19 protein-coding genes are annotated in these 19,889 nt (G+C 44.4%); 8 read left to right on the forward strand and 11 right to left on the reverse strand.

The features are described from left to right. Nucleotides 1-19: 19 nt before the first annotated feature. From BHC51_RS11080 to BHC51_RS11095, 4 genes are all read right to left on the reverse strand, one after another. Nucleotides 20-1,129: an S-(hydroxymethyl)glutathione dehydrogenase/class III alcohol dehydrogenase gene (locus BHC51_RS11080; RefSeq protein WP_100154021.1), complete on the reverse strand. Its 1,110-nt coding sequence runs from the start codon at nt 1,127-1,129 to the stop codon at nt 20-22. Nucleotides 1,130-1,908: 779 nt separating this feature from the next. Next, entirely contained in the window at nt 1,909-2,742 is an 834-nt protein-coding gene (locus tag BHC51_RS11085; protein ID WP_100100517.1) for a PHP domain-containing protein, read from the reverse strand. After that, entirely contained in the window at nt 2,739-2,912 is a 174-nt protein-coding gene (locus BHC51_RS11090; protein WP_100100516.1) for an oxidoreductase-like domain-containing protein, read from the reverse strand. Before BHC51_RS11090 ends, BHC51_RS11085 begins: the two co-directional genes overlap by 4 nt. Beyond that, the gene (locus BHC51_RS11095) at nt 2,909-3,133 is read right to left on the reverse strand and encodes an RNA-binding S4 domain-containing protein (protein ID WP_100100515.1); all 225 of its coding nucleotides are present in this window, start codon (nt 3,131-3,133) and stop codon (nt 2,909-2,911) included. The genes BHC51_RS11090 and BHC51_RS11095 overlap by 4 nt, the downstream gene beginning before the upstream one ends. A 129-nt stretch (nt 3,134-3,262) precedes the next feature. Between BHC51_RS11095 and argE the strand changes: the two genes are divergently transcribed. Together argE and BHC51_RS11105 are read left to right on the forward strand one after the other, a co-directional pair. Further along, nucleotides 3,263-4,420, forward strand: a complete 1,158-nt coding sequence (gene argE, locus BHC51_RS11100; RefSeq protein WP_100154022.1) for an acetylornithine deacetylase — start codon at nt 3,263-3,265, stop codon at nt 4,418-4,420. A gap of 89 nt (nt 4,421-4,509) precedes the next feature. Next, nucleotides 4,510-4,908, forward strand: coding sequence for a cytochrome b562 (locus BHC51_RS11105; protein WP_100135822.1), 399 nt, complete (start codon nt 4,510-4,512; stop codon nt 4,906-4,908). A 397-nt stretch (nt 4,909-5,305) separates the two neighbouring features. On the opposite strand, the gene BHC51_RS12540 is transcribed toward BHC51_RS11105, so the two are convergent. Together BHC51_RS12540 and BHC51_RS11120 are read right to left on the reverse strand one after the other, a co-directional pair. Next, the gene (locus tag BHC51_RS12540; protein ID WP_143558846.1) at nt 5,306-5,581 is read right to left on the reverse strand and encodes a hypothetical protein; all 276 of its coding nucleotides are present in this window, start codon (nt 5,579-5,581) and stop codon (nt 5,306-5,308) included. Between the two features lie 1,552 nt (nt 5,582-7,133). Further along, nucleotides 7,134-7,496 (reverse strand): T6SS amidase immunity protein Tai4 family protein, encoded by a 363-nt coding sequence (locus BHC51_RS11120; protein WP_218966410.1) that lies wholly within the window; start codon nt 7,494-7,496, stop codon nt 7,134-7,136. Between the two features lie 271 nt (nt 7,497-7,767). On the opposite strand from BHC51_RS11120, the gene BHC51_RS12860 reads away from it, so the two are divergent. Continuing rightward, on the forward strand, nt 7,768-7,929 hold the full coding sequence (locus BHC51_RS12860) for a hypothetical protein (RefSeq protein ID WP_180296495.1): 162 nt from the start codon (nt 7,768-7,770) through the stop codon (nt 7,927-7,929). Between the two features lie 1,099 nt (nt 7,930-9,028). On the opposite strand, the gene BHC51_RS11125 is transcribed toward BHC51_RS12860, so the two are convergent. The 5 genes from BHC51_RS11125 to recQ form a co-directional block, all read right to left on the reverse strand. Beyond that, complete coding sequence (locus BHC51_RS11125) at nt 9,029-9,586, reverse strand: hypoxanthine-guanine phosphoribosyltransferase (protein WP_100154040.1); 558 nt, start codon at nt 9,584-9,586, stop codon at nt 9,029-9,031. A 382-nt stretch (nt 9,587-9,968) separates the two neighbouring features. Beyond that, nucleotides 9,969-10,439 (reverse strand): anaerobic ribonucleoside-triphosphate reductase-activating protein, encoded by a 471-nt coding sequence (gene nrdG / locus BHC51_RS11130; RefSeq protein ID WP_100135821.1) that lies wholly within the window; start codon nt 10,437-10,439, stop codon nt 9,969-9,971. A 2-nt stretch (nt 10,440-10,441) separates the two neighbouring features. Further along, nucleotides 10,442-12,583, reverse strand: a complete 2,142-nt coding sequence (gene nrdD / locus BHC51_RS11135; RefSeq protein WP_100154024.1) for an anaerobic ribonucleoside-triphosphate reductase — start codon at nt 12,581-12,583, stop codon at nt 10,442-10,444. Nucleotides 12,584-12,965: 382 nt separating this feature from the next. Next, nucleotides 12,966-13,700, reverse strand: coding sequence for a DUF4184 family protein (locus BHC51_RS11140; RefSeq protein WP_100154025.1), 735 nt, complete (start codon nt 13,698-13,700; stop codon nt 12,966-12,968). A 62-nt stretch (nt 13,701-13,762) separates the two neighbouring features. After that, nucleotides 13,763-15,553: a DNA helicase RecQ gene (recQ, locus tag BHC51_RS11145; RefSeq protein WP_100154026.1), complete on the reverse strand. Its 1,791-nt coding sequence runs from the start codon at nt 15,551-15,553 to the stop codon at nt 13,763-13,765. Nucleotides 15,554-15,646: 93 nt separating this feature from the next. Between recQ and BHC51_RS11150 the strand changes: the two genes are divergently transcribed. The 5 genes from BHC51_RS11150 (at nt 15,647) to BHC51_RS11170 (ending at nt 19,883) form a co-directional block, all read left to right on the forward strand. Next, complete coding sequence (locus BHC51_RS11150; RefSeq protein WP_100154027.1) at nt 15,647-16,087, forward strand: surface-adhesin E family protein; 441 nt, start codon at nt 15,647-15,649, stop codon at nt 16,085-16,087. A 24-nt stretch (nt 16,088-16,111) separates the two neighbouring features. Continuing rightward, the gene (locus BHC51_RS11155; RefSeq protein ID WP_100100506.1) at nt 16,112-16,435 is read left to right on the forward strand and encodes a hypothetical protein; all 324 of its coding nucleotides are present in this window, start codon (nt 16,112-16,114) and stop codon (nt 16,433-16,435) included. Nucleotides 16,436-16,585: 150 nt separating this feature from the next. Next, complete coding sequence (gene mnmG, locus BHC51_RS11160; RefSeq protein WP_100154028.1) at nt 16,586-18,475, forward strand: tRNA uridine-5-carboxymethylaminomethyl(34) synthesis enzyme MnmG; 1,890 nt, start codon at nt 16,586-16,588, stop codon at nt 18,473-18,475. Beyond that, nucleotides 18,472-19,107, forward strand: coding sequence for a 16S rRNA (guanine(527)-N(7))-methyltransferase RsmG (gene rsmG, locus BHC51_RS11165; RefSeq protein WP_100135817.1), 636 nt, complete (start codon nt 18,472-18,474; stop codon nt 19,105-19,107). Before mnmG ends, rsmG begins: the two co-directional genes overlap by 4 nt. Continuing rightward, a complete protein-coding gene (locus tag BHC51_RS11170) occupies nt 19,104-19,883 on the forward strand; it encodes a ParA family protein (protein WP_100123064.1) in 780 nt (259 codons plus the stop codon). Before rsmG ends, BHC51_RS11170 begins: the two co-directional genes overlap by 4 nt. Nucleotides 19,884-19,889: the final 6 nt, after the last annotated feature.

A 19,889-nucleotide genomic window follows, 5' to 3' on the forward strand; every position in this document is an offset into this window, starting at 1 on the left:
ATTATGTAAAAATATGATCTTAGTAATAAATAACGGTGCGGATTGATTCGCCTGCATGCATCAGCTCAAATGCCTGATTGATATCTGATAGTGGTAAAGTATGGGTGATAAAGGGTGATAGCTCAATTTTGCCCTGCATTGCTTCTTCTACTATATCTGGGAGTTGCGAGCGGCCTTTAACCCCACCAAATGCAGACCCTTTCCATACCCGTCCGGTAACCAGTTGAAAAGGTCGTGTGGCTATTTCCTGACCGGCGCCAGCTACTCCGATAATAATGCTTTGTCCCCAGCCTCGGTGCGCACATTCCAGTGCTGCACGCATCACGTCGACGTTGCCGATACATTCAAAGCTGTGGTCTACGCCCCATTCTGTCATGCGGATAATGACCTGCTGTATAGGTTCCTGATGATCATGCGGATTGATGCACTCCGTAGCACCAAAATGTCTGGCCAGCGCAAACTTGGCCGGATTGGTATCAATCGCAATAATTCGACTGGCACCGGCCTGCCGTGCTCCTTGTACCACAGCTAGTCCGATACCGCCTAATCCGAATACGGCGACTGTATCTCCAGCCTGCACTTTGGCTGTATTGTGTACTGCACCGATACCGGTTGTTACTCCGCAGCCAAGCAGACATACCTGTTCATGCATGGCTTCAGGATTGATTTTGGCCAGAGATACTTCTGCCACTACGGTATATTCGCTGAAAGTGGAGCAGCCCATGTAGTGATAAATTGGTTGTCCTTGGTAGGAAAAGCGTGTGGTACCGTCTGGCATCAGTCCTTTGCCCTGTGTGGCACGGACTGCGGTACACAGATTAGTTTTGCCCGAACAGCAGAACAGGCACTGGCCACATTCGGCGGTGTACAGGGGAATAACGTGATCACCCGGTTTGACTGAAGTGACTCCCTCCCCGACTTCTACGACAATACCAGCACCTTCATGACCAAGGATGACAGGAAATACGCCTTCCGGGTCAGCACCAGACAGAGTGAATGCATCGGTATGACATACACCAGTATGGGTGATTTTCACCAGTACTTCACCTGCTCTGGGTGGTGCGACATCTATTTCGACAACTTTCAAGGCTTCACCCAGAGCGAAAGCAACTGCAGCACGAGATTTCATGTTCTATCCTATTGGCAAATAATTGGTTTAGGTGAAATGATAGCAGGTAGACAATTATCGTACATCCTGTAACAGCTCTACAGAATTTAATGTAATAGAGTGCTGATGCAGTTTTAATATGATTTTTTGACCAAAGTCGTTAAGTGCTTTCTGATTCTTTCAGTAATTTGCTGATTATTGTGCACAGAGTAATGCGTTGTCGTAGAAAACGCTGATGATCGGGTGCTATTGAGAAAGGATAAATGAAAATAACCAGCAGCGTGCTATTGCTTATATTTGCTATTGCGCGAAGATAGTGCAGGTTTAAGGTGGTGAGAATGGTGATTTTGGCAATATAGCCTTATTTGTATATGTAATACCCATTCATTTTTTTTTGTGTAAAAAAGATTCTAAATTATAAATTAGGCAGTTTTTGTATTTTTAAAGAATATTTCGATTGGGAAGGCGCATAACGTTAATTTGTGGATTCAGGAAAAAAGAAGAAAACAGCAACCAGTACATATACGGTGATTTTCAAAATTGTCAAAATAGAGATCACTATGTTACCAAACAGGTAGGTAATGTAGTCGTGACTAATTGGGTGGCTGCACTGGAATTTGCTGTTTAAATATTGAAAATGATTAACTTCAACAATGAATCTGAGTTACAGCAATGTGTGTGCTCGCATAGCTTGGACTTTTATCAGTACTGTAATCAATATGGTAATCCTTTTGCTTAAAATAAAAGCAGTGATAATTTTTTTTTGTCATCAGTTTAGATGTTCTGATTCACGGTGATAATTAGGTAAAATGAGACCACACTGGCTGGCATACGGGCGGTAATGGCGGACAGCAGCCAAGCAACCCACCTCCAAAATCACCATCGCGATGAAAATCACTGCCACAACTGGCCAGAAATCCGAATTGTTGTGCCAACAAGGCATAATTCAGACGGTCGTTCAGACTAGAACGTCCGCTGTGTACTTCTATGGCAGTACCACCACAGGTCTTAAAATCACTAAACAGATTGCGGCGTGCAGTGGCCGACAGTTCATAACGCATTGGATGCGCAATAACCGCAATGCCACCAGCATGCCGGATGGCCGCGACAACTTCAGCCAGTTCAGCCCACTGGTGTTTGACGCTACAGGGTTTTCCATCGCCCAGATATTTACGAAATGCATCTGCTTTTTTGTTTACATGACCGGCACTGACCAGAAAATCAGCAATATGTGTCCGTGTCACCATATCTATATTGGTAGCCAGTGCCAGTGTACCTTCATAGGCTCCACTTATGCCCTTTTTGGCCAATTTGTCAGCAATGGCCTGTAAGCGCAGCAGGCGACCACTGCGCAGGCGCTGGAGCAGGGTTTGTAATACTTCGTCGTCCAGAGCAATATTCAAGCCAACTATATGTATGGTGCGTCCACGCCAGCTTACTGAGATTTCGACACCATTAATTAAAGTTATTCCGGCTTGTGTTGCCTGCAAACGTGCCGTAGCCACACCGCCTGTGTGGTCGTGGTCTGTCAGTGCCAGCAGAGTGCAGCCATTGGCTTGCGCACGTTGTACAATTTCTGCCGGTGTCAGGGCACCATCGGAAACAGTAGAATGGCAGTGTAAGTCAATACTCATAAGTTAATTTCATTTGTCGGCGATGATGTGGCCGGTTGCGCTTGTCGGGCTTCATATGCAGCTTGTTCGCGGTAATAAATCTGCCAGACGCAGGCATCGCCACAATCGCTGTTGCAGCACTCCCAGTCTTCTGGAGGGACTGGCCGAGTTGATAATTCTGGTATGTTCATACCTGACTGTTAATTACGCAGATTTCACAGTCTGCCAGCTGGATACGATCACCAGCAACAATTTTTGCTGTTTTACGGGTTTCCGGCTGGTGGTTACGCAGTACTTTGCCTTCGGCAATCAGTTGCTTGGCACGCCCCCCACTTTCTGCCAGTCCGGCCAATTTGAGTAAATCACATAACGCAATATGAGGATGTCCGGCTAAATCGAATTGCTGCTTCATCTGTTGTGCCCTTAAATAAATGGCTATTGTAGCGATTATCTGTGTCAAGCAGAATATTGTATGCTGCGGTGGCTACGTTAGGAGCATAAAATATGTTATGGTTGAAGCAGAATTTACCGGAGAATTGTTGTGGACACCCTTAATTGGTTACGCCAGCTTATTGCTTTTGATACCACTAGCCGCCAGAGTAATCTGGCTCTGATTAACCATGTGGCTAATTATCTGGAAAGCCGGCAATTGTCGCCATGGCTGATACATAATGTAAGTGGAGACAAAGCTAACCTGTTTGTAACGATTGCTGCGGCTGATGGCAGTACAACAGGTGGGGTGGTGTTTTCTGGTCATACAGATGTGGTGCCGGTAGATGGACAAGACTGGTTGTCTGATCCGTTTGTAGCCGATGTGCGTGATGGTTGTGTATATGGTCGAGGCAGTAGTGATATGAAGGGTTTTATTGCCAGTGTGCTCGCCGCCGTTCCTGCCATGCAGGCTGCCAAACTGAAAATGCCATTACATATCGCTTTATCTTTTGATGAAGAAATCGGCTGTCTTGGTGCGCCGGTTATGCTGGCGGAACTGGAGAAACGAGGTTTGCAGCCACAATTCTGTATTGTGGGTGAACCTACATCCATGCAGATGGTAGTGGCTCATAAAGGTATCCATACGTTCTGTTGTGAGGTACACGGTAAGAATGCCCATTCTTCGCTTACGCCCAATGGTGTAAATGCGATTGAATATGCTGCCCGCTTGATTGTATTCATCAATCAGTTGGCGCAACAGTTACAGCAACGGGCAGATTTGGATCATGCCTTTGATATACCATTTACTACAGTATCTACCGGCCTGATTAGGGGTGGTACAGCCATCAATATTGTGCCTGATTACTGTGCCTTTGAGTTTGATTATCGCAATCTGCCACATATGACAGTGGAAGAACTGATTAAGCCTATTCAACACTATATTACAACAGAGCTTTTACCTGCCATGCAGGCTGTTGCACCAGAAGCAGTAATTAAACTGACGCATAATGTGCAAGTACCCGCCCTGAATGATAAGAATAATCAACAGCTGCATGCTTTGATTGCCCAACTGGTGGATATTGAACAGCGCGCTAAAGTAGCCTATGCTACTGAAGGAGGTCTGTTTCAGAATAGTGGCATCAGCACGGTGGTATGTGGTCCCGGTAGTATTACTGTGGCACACAAAGCCAATGAATATATCGAACTGGAGCAGCTAAATCGCTGTGACCATTTTTTGCACAGATTGATTGAAGCACAAAGTTTGTAACACTTGTAATAAAGCTTGGTTTCGCACTACTAAATGTAATTGGTCTGATTACCGACTGGTAAGGATTAGTTCAATAACAGGAAAATCAAATGACAACAAAACGCTTTTTATCTACAGGGATATTGTTAATATCTCTGACATTTTCCAGTGTGCCTGTACAGGCGAATGAGGTAAATATGTATATGGGTGCGATTACGATGAGTTATGCGCGCTTTAATGCGGCGCAAACGATAGTCGATGCCCGTAAGGCCTTAGCCAGTATGCGTACTGCGGCAGTAGCGGCTCGGGCACAAAAACCAAACGCGCTGGCAAATGTTGCGTCAAATAACCCTAAATTGAAGATGTATCAGTTGGAAATAGATAAATTAATTGCTGAAATCGATAAAACCAGTAAGCTAGTTAACGCTGGAAAATTGGCACAGGCTAAGACAGAAGGCAAGAAAATATTGCAATTACGTGATGAAGGTCATGCGGCGATGAAGCACTGAAATGATTATGGTTTATGTTTTTGTATATTAAATATAAAATAATGCTGGTGCAGAGTGTAAAAAGCCTGGTTCCGCCCCTTAAAAAAAGCTAAAGAACCAGGAAACATAGACAAACAAAGTGGTAGTGGATAATGACCAGAATTCGTAATTCTGTACCGACATCATCCTATATTAGTTAGACAATTGCTTTTTTGAAACATCTTTCAACCCTTTTCTACAATCAGAAAATTGTAGTAATTAATACAAAAATTATAATAAATAAAGTATCTTATTAAAAAACTAATTATTTCGTTACCGATTGTATTACTCAATTAGTCACGCTGTCAGGTTTCACAGGATAAATAATCAATTTTTTAGGTAATTCAGTTTATATCTGATAAATAGGCATATATCAGGTTTAAAGGTGTTTTTTCACGCAAATTACATATGGCAAGGCTCCGATGAAACCTGCGTGCCGTTCATTAAAACCATCGCTGGAGGAAACAGGCGTAACATGTACGCTTCCAAATGGCGGTTTCTCGCCACAAATGTAGTCATAAACACTGCCCTTCCTGATTATTCTAACCAAACCGCTAATGCGCTTCCAGACGCAGGGGCGGCAGAAGAATGGCAAGGCTGGAAGACCGTTAATCAGAACCGGCAGGCGTAAAGCCTCCCTGCCATTGTCTACCATGGAAAAGGTATGCCAATGACTTGGTAAACAGAATATGAGATACCACAATATGAAAATATCAATGGTTTATCTGTCTGATAAAACAGCCTTCCAGAGCTGACCGTACTATTTAATACGGCTTAGTCATCATACTGGCGGTTAATTATATTTGTCAAGAATGTGTTAAGTAAATATTAGAATTAATAATAATTGTAACCTTAAAAATGAATAATGTGTGTATTGTAAACAATAAATAGTTTTTAGATAACAATATGTTATTAAATTAGTTTTTTTGTAAATAAATTGTATATTATTGTGGTATTGATAAAATTTCAATATGTTGTATATCTAAAATTGAAATTTGTATGAATTAGTGAAATGGCTACATTAATTCATACAAATTTTTAGGGGCAAGATAAACTTAACTCTAAAACTAAAAAGAAAAAAATGAAACATCAATAAAAACGCGCATGACGCACTATTAATGCTGATTTAACAGGGACAATGGTTAAACTATAGTAATAGAAAATCATGCAGTGAAGTGTTCAAGGAATATGGTTTGACACCATCCGCTTTAGACCGTTGAATAAGCCAATCAGGCAACAGTGGTTCATTTAAGGCTAAAGATAATCGCATTCCAGAACAAAATGAACTGATTGTGTTACGAAAAGAACTTAAACAGTTAGGGATGGAAAACGATATCCCAAAGCAGGCTGCACTGATAATGGCATGAAAATCAAAATCCTGAAAGTAAACTAACATCGTTATGCTGTGGCGGCATTATGTCGCTGCTTGGGTATATCCAGACATCATGTCTATAATCAGTACAAAGCAACTAAACAGAAATCGATCACCAATTACGCCGATAAGATATTGGCGATTTTTAATCGCAGCTATCAATCATATGAAACCAGATGCATTCGTTTTGCCTTACAAAAAGTACACAGTTAAACGTTCTTGAGGATATCGAACGGCAAGCAAGGACCCAGCAGCTAATCATTTACAACGTCAGTTGGATGTAGGTGCCTAACAGCAGATGATAATGGCAGACTTAACCTATAAGCGTGTTTGCCATCACTGGATTTATTTATGTGTGTTACTGAATTTATCTAATCGATAGATTGCCGGCTTATGGTGTTGGTTAATATAAAACAGCAGTTGTAGTGATGCGTGCATCAGGTCAGTTTAAGCAACCGTTGTCATCATTAAATTTATTTCATTTAGATAGAGGAAAGGAGTTTGATAATCAGTTGCTAGCAGAGGGTTTCAATACATTTAATATTCAACGTTCGTTGAGTAAAAAGGGTACCGGCATGACAATGCGGTTGCAGAGGCAACATTTAAAGATATTAAAACTACGTTTGTTAAAGGGAAAAAGTTGATGATAACCGGAGAATAACAGCAAGCCCTTTCGGCTTATGCTTATTGGTATATCACAAATGCTTACATTTCTCGTTAGGCTCTTTGCTTCCGGTAGAATTTAACAAACGGCTACCTCTTAATTTTGTTATTCGAATATGGGTTATCATTTAAATTGTTATAGTACATCCAGTATCGCACAAGAAAATGATGATTATTTTTTCTGAAGATAACGTTTTTTGATTGCTGCGATTTCATTACTCTGTGAGGCATCAATACATTTCATCACCGTTAGCTGTATACCTGTATTGTAACTTTTATAAGAACGTTTCAGATAATCATGGGTAACCTGCGCGGCTTCTTTATAGGCTTCAGCGGGATAGCGACCGCGTTCAACATAAGCTCCGACTGCAGCATTAGCTTCTCGCCGCAGAATCTCACCAGAGTCAATTTGTGCGAGACAATAGCTAAGGGTGAAATTTTCCAGATCATTTTTCAGAAAGGAACGTTCCTGAGCAGATGCTGTAGAAATACTGAGCATCAGTAAGCTACTTAATGATATTATTTTAAAATCCATAATTTAACCTCACTTGCTGACTCGTAATAGCATTTATCAGAACAACCGGAGCCATCCCATAATGTGGCATAACCAGTCGCAGCAGACCAAGAAACATTGAAAACAACTAATCCTTACAGTAAAAAAGTATTTCTTTTACTTTAAATATATTTATGCTCTATCTCCGTGAGTACGTCTCTGAGCGTGATAAGCACCGATGATTTTGTAAAAATGGCCGGATAAATTTTATCAGCGCGGAAAATCGTGTAGTAAATGGGTCAAGGGATATGATTTGATGCCATTCACTTTCGACCATTGGATAAGCCAATCAGGCAACAGTGGTTCATTTAAGGCTAAAGATAACCGCATTCCAGAACAAAATGAACTGATTGTGTTACGAAAAGAACTTAAACAGCTACGGATGGAAAACGATACCCCAAACAGGCTGCACTGATAATGGCACGAAAATCAAAATCCTGAAAGTAAACTAACATTGTTATACTGTGGCGGCACTATGCTGTTCCTTAACTAGATTCAGACATTATACTTATTATCAGTGCCAAGCAACTAAACAGAAAGCGACCGCTAATTACATCGATAAAGTATTCACGATTTCTAATCATTTCTAATTGCAGCTATTAATCATATAGAACCAGACGCATTTGTTTTGCCTTATAACAAGCGTGCATCTGTGTTTTCTTTCGTTACATTGCCCGCGCTAACATTGATATCACAAGGTACACAGTTAAACGTTACTGAGGATATCAAACGGCAAGCAAGGACGCAGCAGCAGCTAATCATTTACAACGTCAGTTAGATGTAGGTACCTATAATGGCAGATTTAACCTATAAGCGTGTTTGCCATCACTGGATTTATTTATGTGTGTTACTGAATTTATCTAATCGATAGATTACCGGCTTATGGTGTTGGTTAATATAAAACAGCAGTTGTAGTGATGCGTGCATCAGGTCAGTTTAAGTAACCGTTGTCATCATTAAATTTATTTCATTTAGATAGAGGAAAGGAGTTTGATAATCAGTTGCTAGCAGAGGGTTTCAATACATTTAATATTCAACGTTCGTTGAGTAAAAAGGGTACCGGCATGACAATGCGGTTGCAGAGGCAACATTTAAAAATATTAAAACTGCGTTTGTTAAAGGGAAAAAGTTGATGATAACCGGAGAATAACAGCAAGCCCTTTCGGCTTATGCTAATTGGTATATCACAAATGCTTACATTTCTCGTTAGGCTCTTTGCTTCCGGTAGAATTTAACAAACGACTACTCCTTAGCTTTGTGGCTTGAATACGTGTTGCCATTTCAATCACTATATAAATAATAAATAAATTAACATATGAAATTAATAGTCACTTTCATATATTTCAAGCAATAAACGGCTTAGATCTGATTGTAATTAATCAGTTTAAGTGAACAGGGATTAGAAAAATTAACAAAACTGTATATTGCGCCATCCCATATTGCTTTGGGTTAACAGCATATATGAGCTGATTAAAATAGCCACGATGCTACTTGTCACCGTGGCGCAATAATTATTATTCAGCTAGAGCGTAAATTTCATCCAGATTGCGCCATTTACCTTCAGCATCCATGCCATAGCCAAATACATAGCGATTAGGAACGTCTAGTCCGACAAAGTCGGCCATAATCGGTTTATCTTTGCCAATCAGTTTGTTAGCAAAAACAGCAGTGGAGCAACTGGCTGCGCCCATTTCCAGTATCTGTTTTTTTACTGCGGCCAGAGTATGCCCTTCATCGAGAATATCATCCAGTACCAGAATATGGCGTCCTACTACGGCGTTTTGCGGGGCACGCAGCCACTGATAGCTCCCACCCTGAAGTTTGTCACCATAGCGTGAAATATGGATGTAATCGAAATCCAGTGGAAAGCGCAGCAATGGTAATAACTTGCCAGTAAAGACAACTGCACCACCCATTACTGGTAATACAAGCGGGTATTTGTCGCTCAATGCAGTAGTGATGTCCGCAGCCATTTGTTCCAGTCTAGCTTCACAGGTACTGCGGTCAAACAGTAGGTCTGCTTTATCCAGCATTGTCTGAGTCTCGGTGCGTTTGGCAGTTAAGTCAATTATGCTCATCGGTGTTTTCCATGTCTGTCTGGGTAAGATAAAACCACTTTGCCACTGTTAATTGGCTAGCAATATGTACAGGATAGGAGTAGGTGGTGTTGGCTACGGTTTAATTTGGTAAATTTATGCTGCTTAGGTGATGTTGGCTACATATAAGATTTATGTGATCTATAGGTTGTCATCAGATAAAAGATAAATTATCCCAAAATTTTACTTGCAAGGCGTAAATTTTAGGTGATTTCCAGCATCAGCAGGCAGTTTGCTGATTAGGTGTATAGATAACCGACTGGTTTGTTAATGTAATTTTTCTGGTACGAGTGCAGAAAAAGCACCATTGTGACTGGACAAGATAAATCTGTAAGTCGCAACGGTGCTAAGGTTTGAGTTATGCGGGGCGCAAGTAATGTATCTTCTGATTGCTACTGCCGCGCCAAATCAGTGACGGATCTTTCAGTTCCTGTATAAATTTGCCGTCAATCAGGGTGTTAATTTCATCAATGACCCGTCTTTGTGTTGCGGATAGTTCTGATAGAGTGTAGCCGGTCCACAACCAGATATCTTTATGCTCGGTCTCCTGCCGCACCCGTTTAACCAGATGTAGGATTGCACTGAGGTTGTGTGGATGCAACGGGTCACCGCCGGTTAGTGACAAGCCCTGCCGCACAATGCGGCTGTCGTTGAGGTCGCTGATGATGCGGTCTTCCAGTTGCTGGTCGAATGGCTTGCCGGAATCTACCCGCCAAGTAGTAGCGTTATAGCAGCCACGGCATTTATGCTCGCAGCCAGCTACAAACAGGGTGCAGCGGGTACCGGGACCATTAACAACGTCAACGGGATAATATTGATGGTAGTTCATGCTTACAAGGCGCCACACTGTGGGCTGAGGTGTTTGACTCGTCGTTTAACTTCTTCCTGTTTGCCCGTGTTAAATGGTCTGGCATCCGGGCTGCCCAGATAGCCGCAGACACGACGGGTAACTGATACCCGTGCTGGGTCGTGGTTACCACACTTCGGGCAGACAAAGCCTTTGCTGGTGCAGGAAAATTCACCACTGAATCCGCAATCGTAGCATTCATCGATAGGGGTATTGGTGCCGTAATAAGGTACATGGTGATAACTATAGTCCCATACGTCTTCCAGCGCCTTAAGGTTGTGTTGTAGATTAGGATATTCACCGTAGCAGATAAAACCACCACTGGCCATTTTCGGATAGGGTGACTCAAAGTCGATTTTATCGTATGGGTTAACTTTTTTCTCTACATCCAGATGGAAGCTATTGGTGTAGTAGCCTTTATCGGTTACGCCGTTAATTACACCGAATTCAGCGGTATCGAGACGACAGAAGCGGTCGCACAGATTTTCACTCGGAGTGCTGTAGAGGCTGAAACCATAGCCTGTTTCGGCTTTCCACTGGTCGGCAGTAGTGCGTAACTTCTGCACAATGGCAATGGCTTTTTGACGTAAGGTTTCGCTGTCAAAGATATGGCTGTCGGTACCGTACAGGGCGTTGATGGTTTCATGCAGACCAATATAACCCAGAGAAATGGAGGCACGACCATTTTTAAATATCTGCGCTACTGAGTCATCGGCATTTAGACGTACGCCACAGGCCCCTTCCATATACAGAATCGGTGCAACCCGTGCTTTGACGTTTTCAAAACGGGCAATGCGTGTCATCAGTGCTTTGCGACACAGTTGCAAACGCTCATCCAGCAATTGCCAGAAGCGAGCTTCATCATGTTTGGCTTCGATGGCAATGCGCGGCAGGTTTAAGCTAATGACGCCCAGATTGTTACGCCCTTCATGAATTTGTTCGCCATTTTCTTCGTAGACGCCCAAAAAGCTGCGACAGCCCATTGGGGTTTTGAATGAGCCGGTAACAGCCACTACCTGATCGTAGTTGAGAATATCGGGATACATGCGTTTGGAAGCACATTCCAGCGCCAGTTGCTTGATGTCATAGTTAATATCTTCGGCTTTGTGGTTAATACCATCTTTGATGCTGAATACCAGCTTCGGAAAAACCGCTGTTTTACCATTTTTGCCCAAGCCGGCCAGACGATTGCGCAGAATAGCAGTTTGTATCAGCCGGCTTTCCCAGCTAGTGCCCAGACCAAAGCCAAAAGTCACAAAGGGTGTCTGACCATTGGCGGTATGCAAGGTGTTAACTTCGTATTCCAGTGACTGAAATGCATCGTAGCATTCTTTTTCGGTACGGTTGCGGGCATAAGCCTCAATATCGGCAATCTGCCATTCTGTTGCGACGGTAAGGTGTTTGTTGTAGCTGGCACGGACAAAGGGTGCCAGTACTTCATCGATACGGTTGATGGTGCTGCCACCGTAAATATGGCTGGCTACCTGAGCAATAATCTGTGCGGTAACGGCGGTGGCGGTGGCAATCGATTTCGGGGGTTCGATTTCGGCATTGCCCATTTTGAAACCGTTGGTAAGCATGCCATTCAGGTCAATCAGCATACAGTTGAACATCGGGAAAAAGGGTGCATAGTCCAAATCATGGTAATGGATTTCGCCACGTTCATGTGCCAGTACCACGTCGCGCGGTAACAGATGTTGCTGCGCATAGTGTTTGGCTACGATACCGGCCAGTAAATCGCGCTGGGTGGGGATGACCTTACTGTCTTTATTGGCATTTTCATTGAGCAGGCTGAAATTAGTTTGTTCTACCAGTCCCTGAATTTCGCGATTGAGACGGCCGCGCGATTCACGCGCCACATCGCGGGAGTGGCGGTACTCAATGTAGGCACGTGCCAGTTCTTTATACTGGCCAGCCATTAACTGGTCTTCCACAGCCTGTTGAATATCATGAATATCAACATATTCTCGGCTGGCAATAATGCTGGTGACGCTTGCAGCTACCTGTGTACAGTAGGCACTGTCATCAATGTGTACGGCGCTTGCGGCTCGCTGTATGGCATCCTGAATTCGGGCTGCATCAAAGGGGACGCGACAGCCGTCTCTTTTAATTACAATGGGTTTCATGCTGATTATCCTTCTGCTACTGCCTGCCATAACAGGCAGAAGTTACTGCTTTGCTATTAACTAATAACAATTTGCCTGATCTGGGTATTTATGTGTCGTAGATACTATATTTAGTATCAAAGTGCCATTGTGGTCTTTTTTTTTACTATATATGGGATTGGCGTGGTGAATAAAGCGGCATTTTTCGCTTTTATTTGACATAGCGCATCAAGTAGGGTTGACATGGTTATTTAGTTTATATAAATCATATATTTATATAAAATAAAGGTAAGTGTAAAAAATGGTCATTTCTTGCTGGCTGGTGTAGATGCCGGTTTTCTTGGCAAAGATTGCCTGATGCCTCAATTTAAATAGAATGTGCACGACTAATTACGAGTATGCTTTAAATATGGCGCTTGGCGTACTGTGTGTAGAGCGAAGTAATGGTCGTGCTAATAAACAGCGACATAATAACCGTCACTATCAGATGGCCACTGCGCAGACAATCTGAGTTAAAGCTGATGCGAATACTTGCAATCAGTAAAGCATTCACAGCAATCAGGAACCAGTAACGATAGTTAATCTGCATAACAGGCAGGTTCGATTGGGGCATGCACAAAATAAAGGCAGCAATGCACAGCAGGCCACCGATAGAACTGCCATGCTGTAAAAGTTTATAGACAGGCAGTGGTTGCAAAAATGGCAGTGTTATTTCTTGCTGTAGCCACAGGCTGTGGTCGACAAACCAGCCGGACGGATGAGTAAATGCATCCCAGAATACATGTGACAGACTACCGAGAAACAGTGAAAAGATAACAATCAGATAGTGCCGGCAGAAATATTGCGTCCAGTTGAATGTCAGATAAACATTAAAGCGACACTGTAAACTGGCCGGCAGGTGTCGAATTAATGGATTGCGGATGATAAGATGAAAAATAAAAGCCACAGTCAGGCCAGTAAGGATATTGAGTAGGCAGATACCGATACAGGTATGTCCATATATGCCGGACATTCTCATGCGAATATAATATTCAAAATCTGGTGACATGCTGCCAACAATCAGCCCAGTCATGGAAAACCATTTGCTGTAACGATACAAAGGCAGAATAATGGCCGGATGAGAGAGGGTAAAAGGCATGAGGAAGGCATCCTGAGAAAATAAGTTAATCTGTTAGCGGTATAACTGGTGTGTGCTAGCTGTTATTGCGCCCATTCTCGGCACAGAGCCAGAATATCTGCACCAAAATTTCTGATTTTACTTTCGCCCAGTCCATAAATATGATTTAAATCAGCCAGTGTGGCAGGTGGATGCTGTACCAAATCCTGCAATGTGCGGTCGGCAAAAATGGTATAGGCAGGTACATTATTCTCGCTGGCACGCTCTTTACGCCAGCGGCGCAAGGTTTGCCACAGACGTTCTTCGCGTTCGGTGCGCAGCCAGATATCATTACTGCGGTTACTGCGGGTTTTGTCATGTTTCAGTGGACGTAACCAGACCTGCTGCTGGTTTTTTAATACTGCGCGTGCCTGTTCCGTCAGTTGCAAGGCTTGATTGGCCATATCAACATTCAAGTAGCCGGCAGCAACACATTGTCGTACCACTGTGCGCCATTCCTTGACACTCAATTCACGGCCGATGCCAAAGGTGGATAATTGCTGATGACCATAGCGTAATATCCACTCCGATTCGCGGCCACGCAAAACATCAATCACATGACCAGTAGCAAAACGCTGCCCCACCCGATACACGCAGGAAAGTAGTTTTTGCGCCAGTATGGTACCGTCAAATCGGCTGGGTGGATCAATGCAGTTATCGCAATGTCCGCAGGGCTGGCTGTCCTCTCCAAAGTAGCGCAGCAGCAGCTGGCGGCGGCAGTCGGCAGTTTCACAAAAGGCCAGCATTGCATCTAATTTTTGCAAATCTATACGTTTTTGTGTTTCATCCCGATCGGCTAACTGAATTCGTTCACGCAGCAATACCCAGTCATTCAGACCATAACATAGCCAGCTGGTGGCCGGTAGGCCATCACGGCCGGCACGGCCCGACTCCTGATAAAAATGTTCAATACTGGCCGGCATGTCCAGATGGGCTACAAAACGCACATCCGGCTTGTCTATACCCATGCCAAAAGCCACTGTAGCCACTACGATAATGCCGTCCTCCTGCGTAAAACGGCGTTGGTTCTGGCTGCGGGTGTCCCAGTCCAGTCCGGCATGGTAGGGCAGGGCAGTCAGACCGTTTTCCCCCAGAAAAGCAGCAATATCTTCCACGCGTTTGCGTGACAGGCAGTATACAATACCGTTCTCACCATGCATCTGGCTGCGGATAAATTGCAGCAGCTGTTTTTTACCGTTATTTTTTTCAACTACCTGATAATCAATATTCGGGCGGTTAAAGCTGGAAATAAATACCTGCGCATCTGTTAAATCCAGATAGTGCTGAATATCGGCACGAGTGGCATTATCAGCTGTGGCAGTAAGAGCAATGCGCGGGACACGGGCAAATTCATTCGCCAGTATGGATAATTGTTGATATTCTGGGCGAAAATCATGACCCCACTGGCTGATACAATGTGCTTCATCAATCGCAAATAAGCTAATGCGGGTATTATGTAAAAACTGTAAAAAACGCGGCATAACCAGCCGTTCCGGAGCCACGTACAATAGTTGCAAACGTTCGGCAGCAATTTCATCCGCGATGTGCCGAACTTCCTCGCTGCTGGTGCCTCCATGCACACAGGCTGCGGCAATGCCATTGATATTTAAAGCCGTAACCTGATCCTGCATCAGAGCAATCAGCGGTGATACCACGATGGCAACACCATCACGCATTAATGCCGGAATTTGATAACATAAAGACTTGCCCGCGCCGGTAGGCATCAGTACCAGTGCATTGTTACCACTGGATACCGTGTCAATAATTTCTGCCTGTTGTCCACGAAATTCCGGGTAGCCGAAAACATCGTGTAAAATTTGCTCGGCATGGGTCACAAAACACCTGTTACACTTAATCTAAAATAGGTATTGTACTGCAACTTACCCTCATTTCCGACAGCCACCCACAGACTGTTACAAGGAATTAGCATGAAAATCATTGATATCCATCACCTGTTGACCAGCTTGGCTATTTGTACCATTCTGGCTGCATGTACAACAACCAGCGTACCAAAAGCGGCAAGTGGCAGCTGGATTGAGCTGGGCGTATCCGCCAGCGGTAATGTTCAGTATGCACTAGATAACCGTAGCATCAGACGTCAGGGTAATCTGGTTACTTTCCGTGACCGTAAAACCGTTATCGACCCGAAACAGCAGTATTACCGCAATACACCGGTCTATAAAACAGCACTAAGCACCACCCAGATTGACTGTAGCCGGAAACTGTTTCGAGTACTGGATGTAGAATTGTTGGATGCGCACGGTGAACTGATTCGTCAGGATCATTTTGGCGAAACTGATTTGCGCCCGATGGGTATTACCAATGGTTCAGCTTCCGAGCAGCAATATCAGCGAGTATGTATTCATTAGTTCCAATAAAGAAAGTCATCAGGCATGAAAGTAAAATATAGCTTATGGTTATTTTTGAGTCTGTCCATTACGGTATGGGCTGAGTCCCCTGCTGATGTAGAGCTGCTCAGTGCGCAGAAAGCCTATCAGACAGCGCTGGCAGCGCAAAGAGCCAGTCAGAGCAGAGCCTTACAATTGCAAACTCAGTTGCAATCGGCACAGTTACAACTGAAAAATGCGCAGGATAATGTCACTCGTCTGCAAAGTGATTTCAATCAGGCAGATGTCCAGCGTGAGCAGGCAGATAATGCATTGCAGGCTGCCGGAGCCAGATTGGATACTGCTTGGCAGGCCGTACACAGTCGTTAAAAACAACATATAACAACAGCAACCGCATGCAGTAAAACCCTCTTTGTAATTACTAGCCTGACAAATAGAGGCAGCTCGCGTAAAATAGCAATATTTTGCTTAAACGTTGTTCCGTGAAAAAACAACGTTATGGAATCCACTGTTGTCAAAATGAATTATCCAACTGAATACGATGTAATTGTGGTAGGTGGTGGCCATGCCGGTACAGAGGCAGCTCTGGCTGCCGCACGCATGGGTGCAAATACATTATTACTCACTCACAATATCGAAACATTGGGCCAAATGTCATGCAACCCCTCTATTGGTGGCATCGGCAAAGGTCATCTGGTGCGTGAGCTGGATGCACTGGGTGGGGTCATGGCATTGGCGGCTGATCAAAGCGGTATTCAGTTTAGGCGTCTGAATGCATCAAAGGGGCCGGCAGTACGCGCAACACGGGCGCAGGCAGACCGCATTTTATATAAAGCTGCTGTTCGTTCCGTGCTAGAAAACCAGCCAAATTTACAATTATTTCAGCAACAGGTTGAAGATATTATTGTAGAGCATGGTCGTGCCGTTGGTGTGATGACCTCAATGGGGGTTTCATTCCGTGCTCGGGCAGTAGTGTTGACGGCCGGCACTTTTTTGGCTGGTAAAATTCATATAGGCTTGGAAAATTATGCAGGTGGTCGTGCCGGCGACCCGGCAGCACAACGACTGTCTGGTTGCCTGAAAGAGCTGAATTTACCGCAGGGACGCCTGAAAACCGGTACACCGCCACGGATTGATGGGCGCAGTATTGATTTCAGCCAGCTTAAAGAACAGCCGGGTGACAATCCAGCACCGGTATTTTCCGTGCGTGGCAGCCGTACCATGCACCCGAAACAGATTTCCTGCTGGATTACACATACCAATAGTCATACACACGACATTATTCGTAGTGGCTTCGACCGCAGTCCGATGTTTACCGGCAAAATTGAAGGAGTTGGCCCACGCTACTGCCCCTCTATCGAAGATAAAATCAACCGTTTTGCCGATAAAGACAGCCACCAGATTTTTCTGGAACCCGAAGGTCTGACAACACACGAGTATTACCCTAATGGTATTTCTACCAGCCTGCCGTTTGATATTCAATTGCAGCTGGTACATTCCATGCCCGGATTACAAAACGCACATATCCTGCGCCCCGGATACGCCATTGAGTATGATTACTTTGACCCGCGCAACCTCAAGGCCAGCCTAGAAACCAAAAGTGTAGCCGGCCTGTTTTTTGCCGGACAGATTAATGGTACCACCGGTTATGAAGAAGCTGCAGCACAAGGGCTACTGGCTGGAGCCAATGCAGTGCTCTATACTCGCGAAGCCGAGCCACTGGTATTGCAGCGTGATCAGGCTTATTTAGGTGTACTGGTAGATGATTTGATTACCAAAGGCGTAACCGAACCATATCGCATGTTTACCAGTCGTGCTGAATATCGGTTGCAGCTGCGTGAAGATAATGCCGATATGCGGCTAACTGAGCTCGGGCGGGCAGTAGGATTAGTGAGTGATGAACAGTGGCAAATGTTCCAGCAGAAACAGGAAGCAGTAAAGCATGAACTACAACGTCTAAGTCATACTTGGTATACCCCACTGAATCTGCCCATGAATGAACAGCAGCGCGTGCTGGGGCAGCCATTAAGTAAGGAATCCAGCCTGCTGGACATGTTGCGCCGGCCAAATGTCAGCTACGCCGCCTTAATGACTTTACCAAATGCGCAGCAGGAAATACTCAGTACAGATGCCGCAGAACAGGTAGAAATTCAGGCAAAATATCAGGGATATATCGAACGGCAAAACGAGGAAATCAGTCACCGCCAAAATTTGGAGAAACTGAAACTGCCAGCCAGTATCGATTACACACTGGTGAAAGGCCTTTCCGCTGAAGTACAACAGAAACTGAATCAGTTTCGCCCCGAAACCGTAGGACAGGCTTCGCGTATATCCGGTGTTACACCGGCAGCAGTAGCATTATTGATGGTACATCTGAAACGGGGTTTTGAGGGAGTAAAAACAGCATGAGTGATATGAAAAACATGCTGCAACAGGGTTTGCAGCAGATGAATATCGATCTGACAGTACCACAGCAATTACAGCTGTTGGCTTTTGTAGAACTGTTAAAAAAATGGAATAGTACCTACAACCTAACTGCTTTGCGTAACGATCAGGATGTTATCAGCCATCATATTCTCGATAGCCTGACCTTACTGCCCTATGTAGTACATGCCCGTGGCCTGATTGATATAGGTAGTGGTGGTGGCATGCCCGGAATCCCTGTGGCTATTGCACGTCCGGATTTGCCCGTAGCCCTGCTGGACGCCAATAGCAAGAAAACTTCATTTCTGCAACAGGCAGTTATTGAGCTAGGCTTAAACAACGTACAGGTAATTACTGCACGGGTAGAAGCAATGGTGGGTGAACAGTTTGATGTGATTACCAGCCGAGCTTTTGCCGAACTAAACGATTTTGTCACCATCACTAAACAGCTGATGGCAAAAGGTGGCTACTGGGCAGCTATGAAGGGCGTATATCCGTATGAAGAAATCGAGCGCCTGCCGGAAAATGTAGAACTGGTTCGGGTAGACAAACTCAGTGTTCCCCATCTGGATGCCGAACGCCATATGGTGTTGATACGCAAGAAAGATCATGCATGAGTGCACATATTATTGCCGTGGCAAATCAGAAGGGTGGGGTGGGTAAAACTACTACCGTCGTTAATCTGGCCGCTTCACTGGTGGAAAAAAAATTCAGAGTTCTGATTGTCGATCTCGATCCTCAAGGTAATGCCACAACCGGTAGCGGCATTAACAAAGGTAACGTAACCAGTGGTGTTTATGCCGTATTGCTGGGTAACGAAGAAATTCACAACGCCATTATGCCGGCTCAGCATGGTGGTTTCGATGTACTGCCGGCTAATCGAGCCTTGGCTGGTGCCGAAGTAGAACTAGTGCAGGAACTTGCTCGTGAAATGCGCCTGAAAAATGCCTTGGCACAGGTGGTCAGCCAGTACGATTATATAATTATCGACTGCCCTCCTACATTAACATTGTTAACTATCAATGGTTTAGTGGCAGCACGGTACATCGTTGTACCTATGTTGTGTGAATATTATGCTCTGGAAGGTATTTCCGACCTGATTGCCACAGTTCGTAAAATCCGTCAGGCAATCAACCCGCAACTAGATATTCTGGGTATCGTCCGCACACTCTATGATCCACGCAGCCTGCTGGCCAAACAGGTAGATGAACAGCTATATACCCATTTCCCGGATATACTATTCAGCACACCTATACCACGTAATATCCGTCTGGCCGAAGCGCCCAGCCATGGCATGCCAGCTCTGCAATATGATTCACGTGCTACCGGAACTAAAGCTTATTTAGCACTTGCTAACGAAATTCTGATGCGTACAGCAGGTAAACAGGCATAAAAGCAC

Source organism: Snodgrassella alvi (assembly GCF_002777745.1).
Classification (GTDB): Bacteria; Pseudomonadota; Gammaproteobacteria; order Burkholderiales; family Neisseriaceae; genus Snodgrassella; species Snodgrassella alvi_D.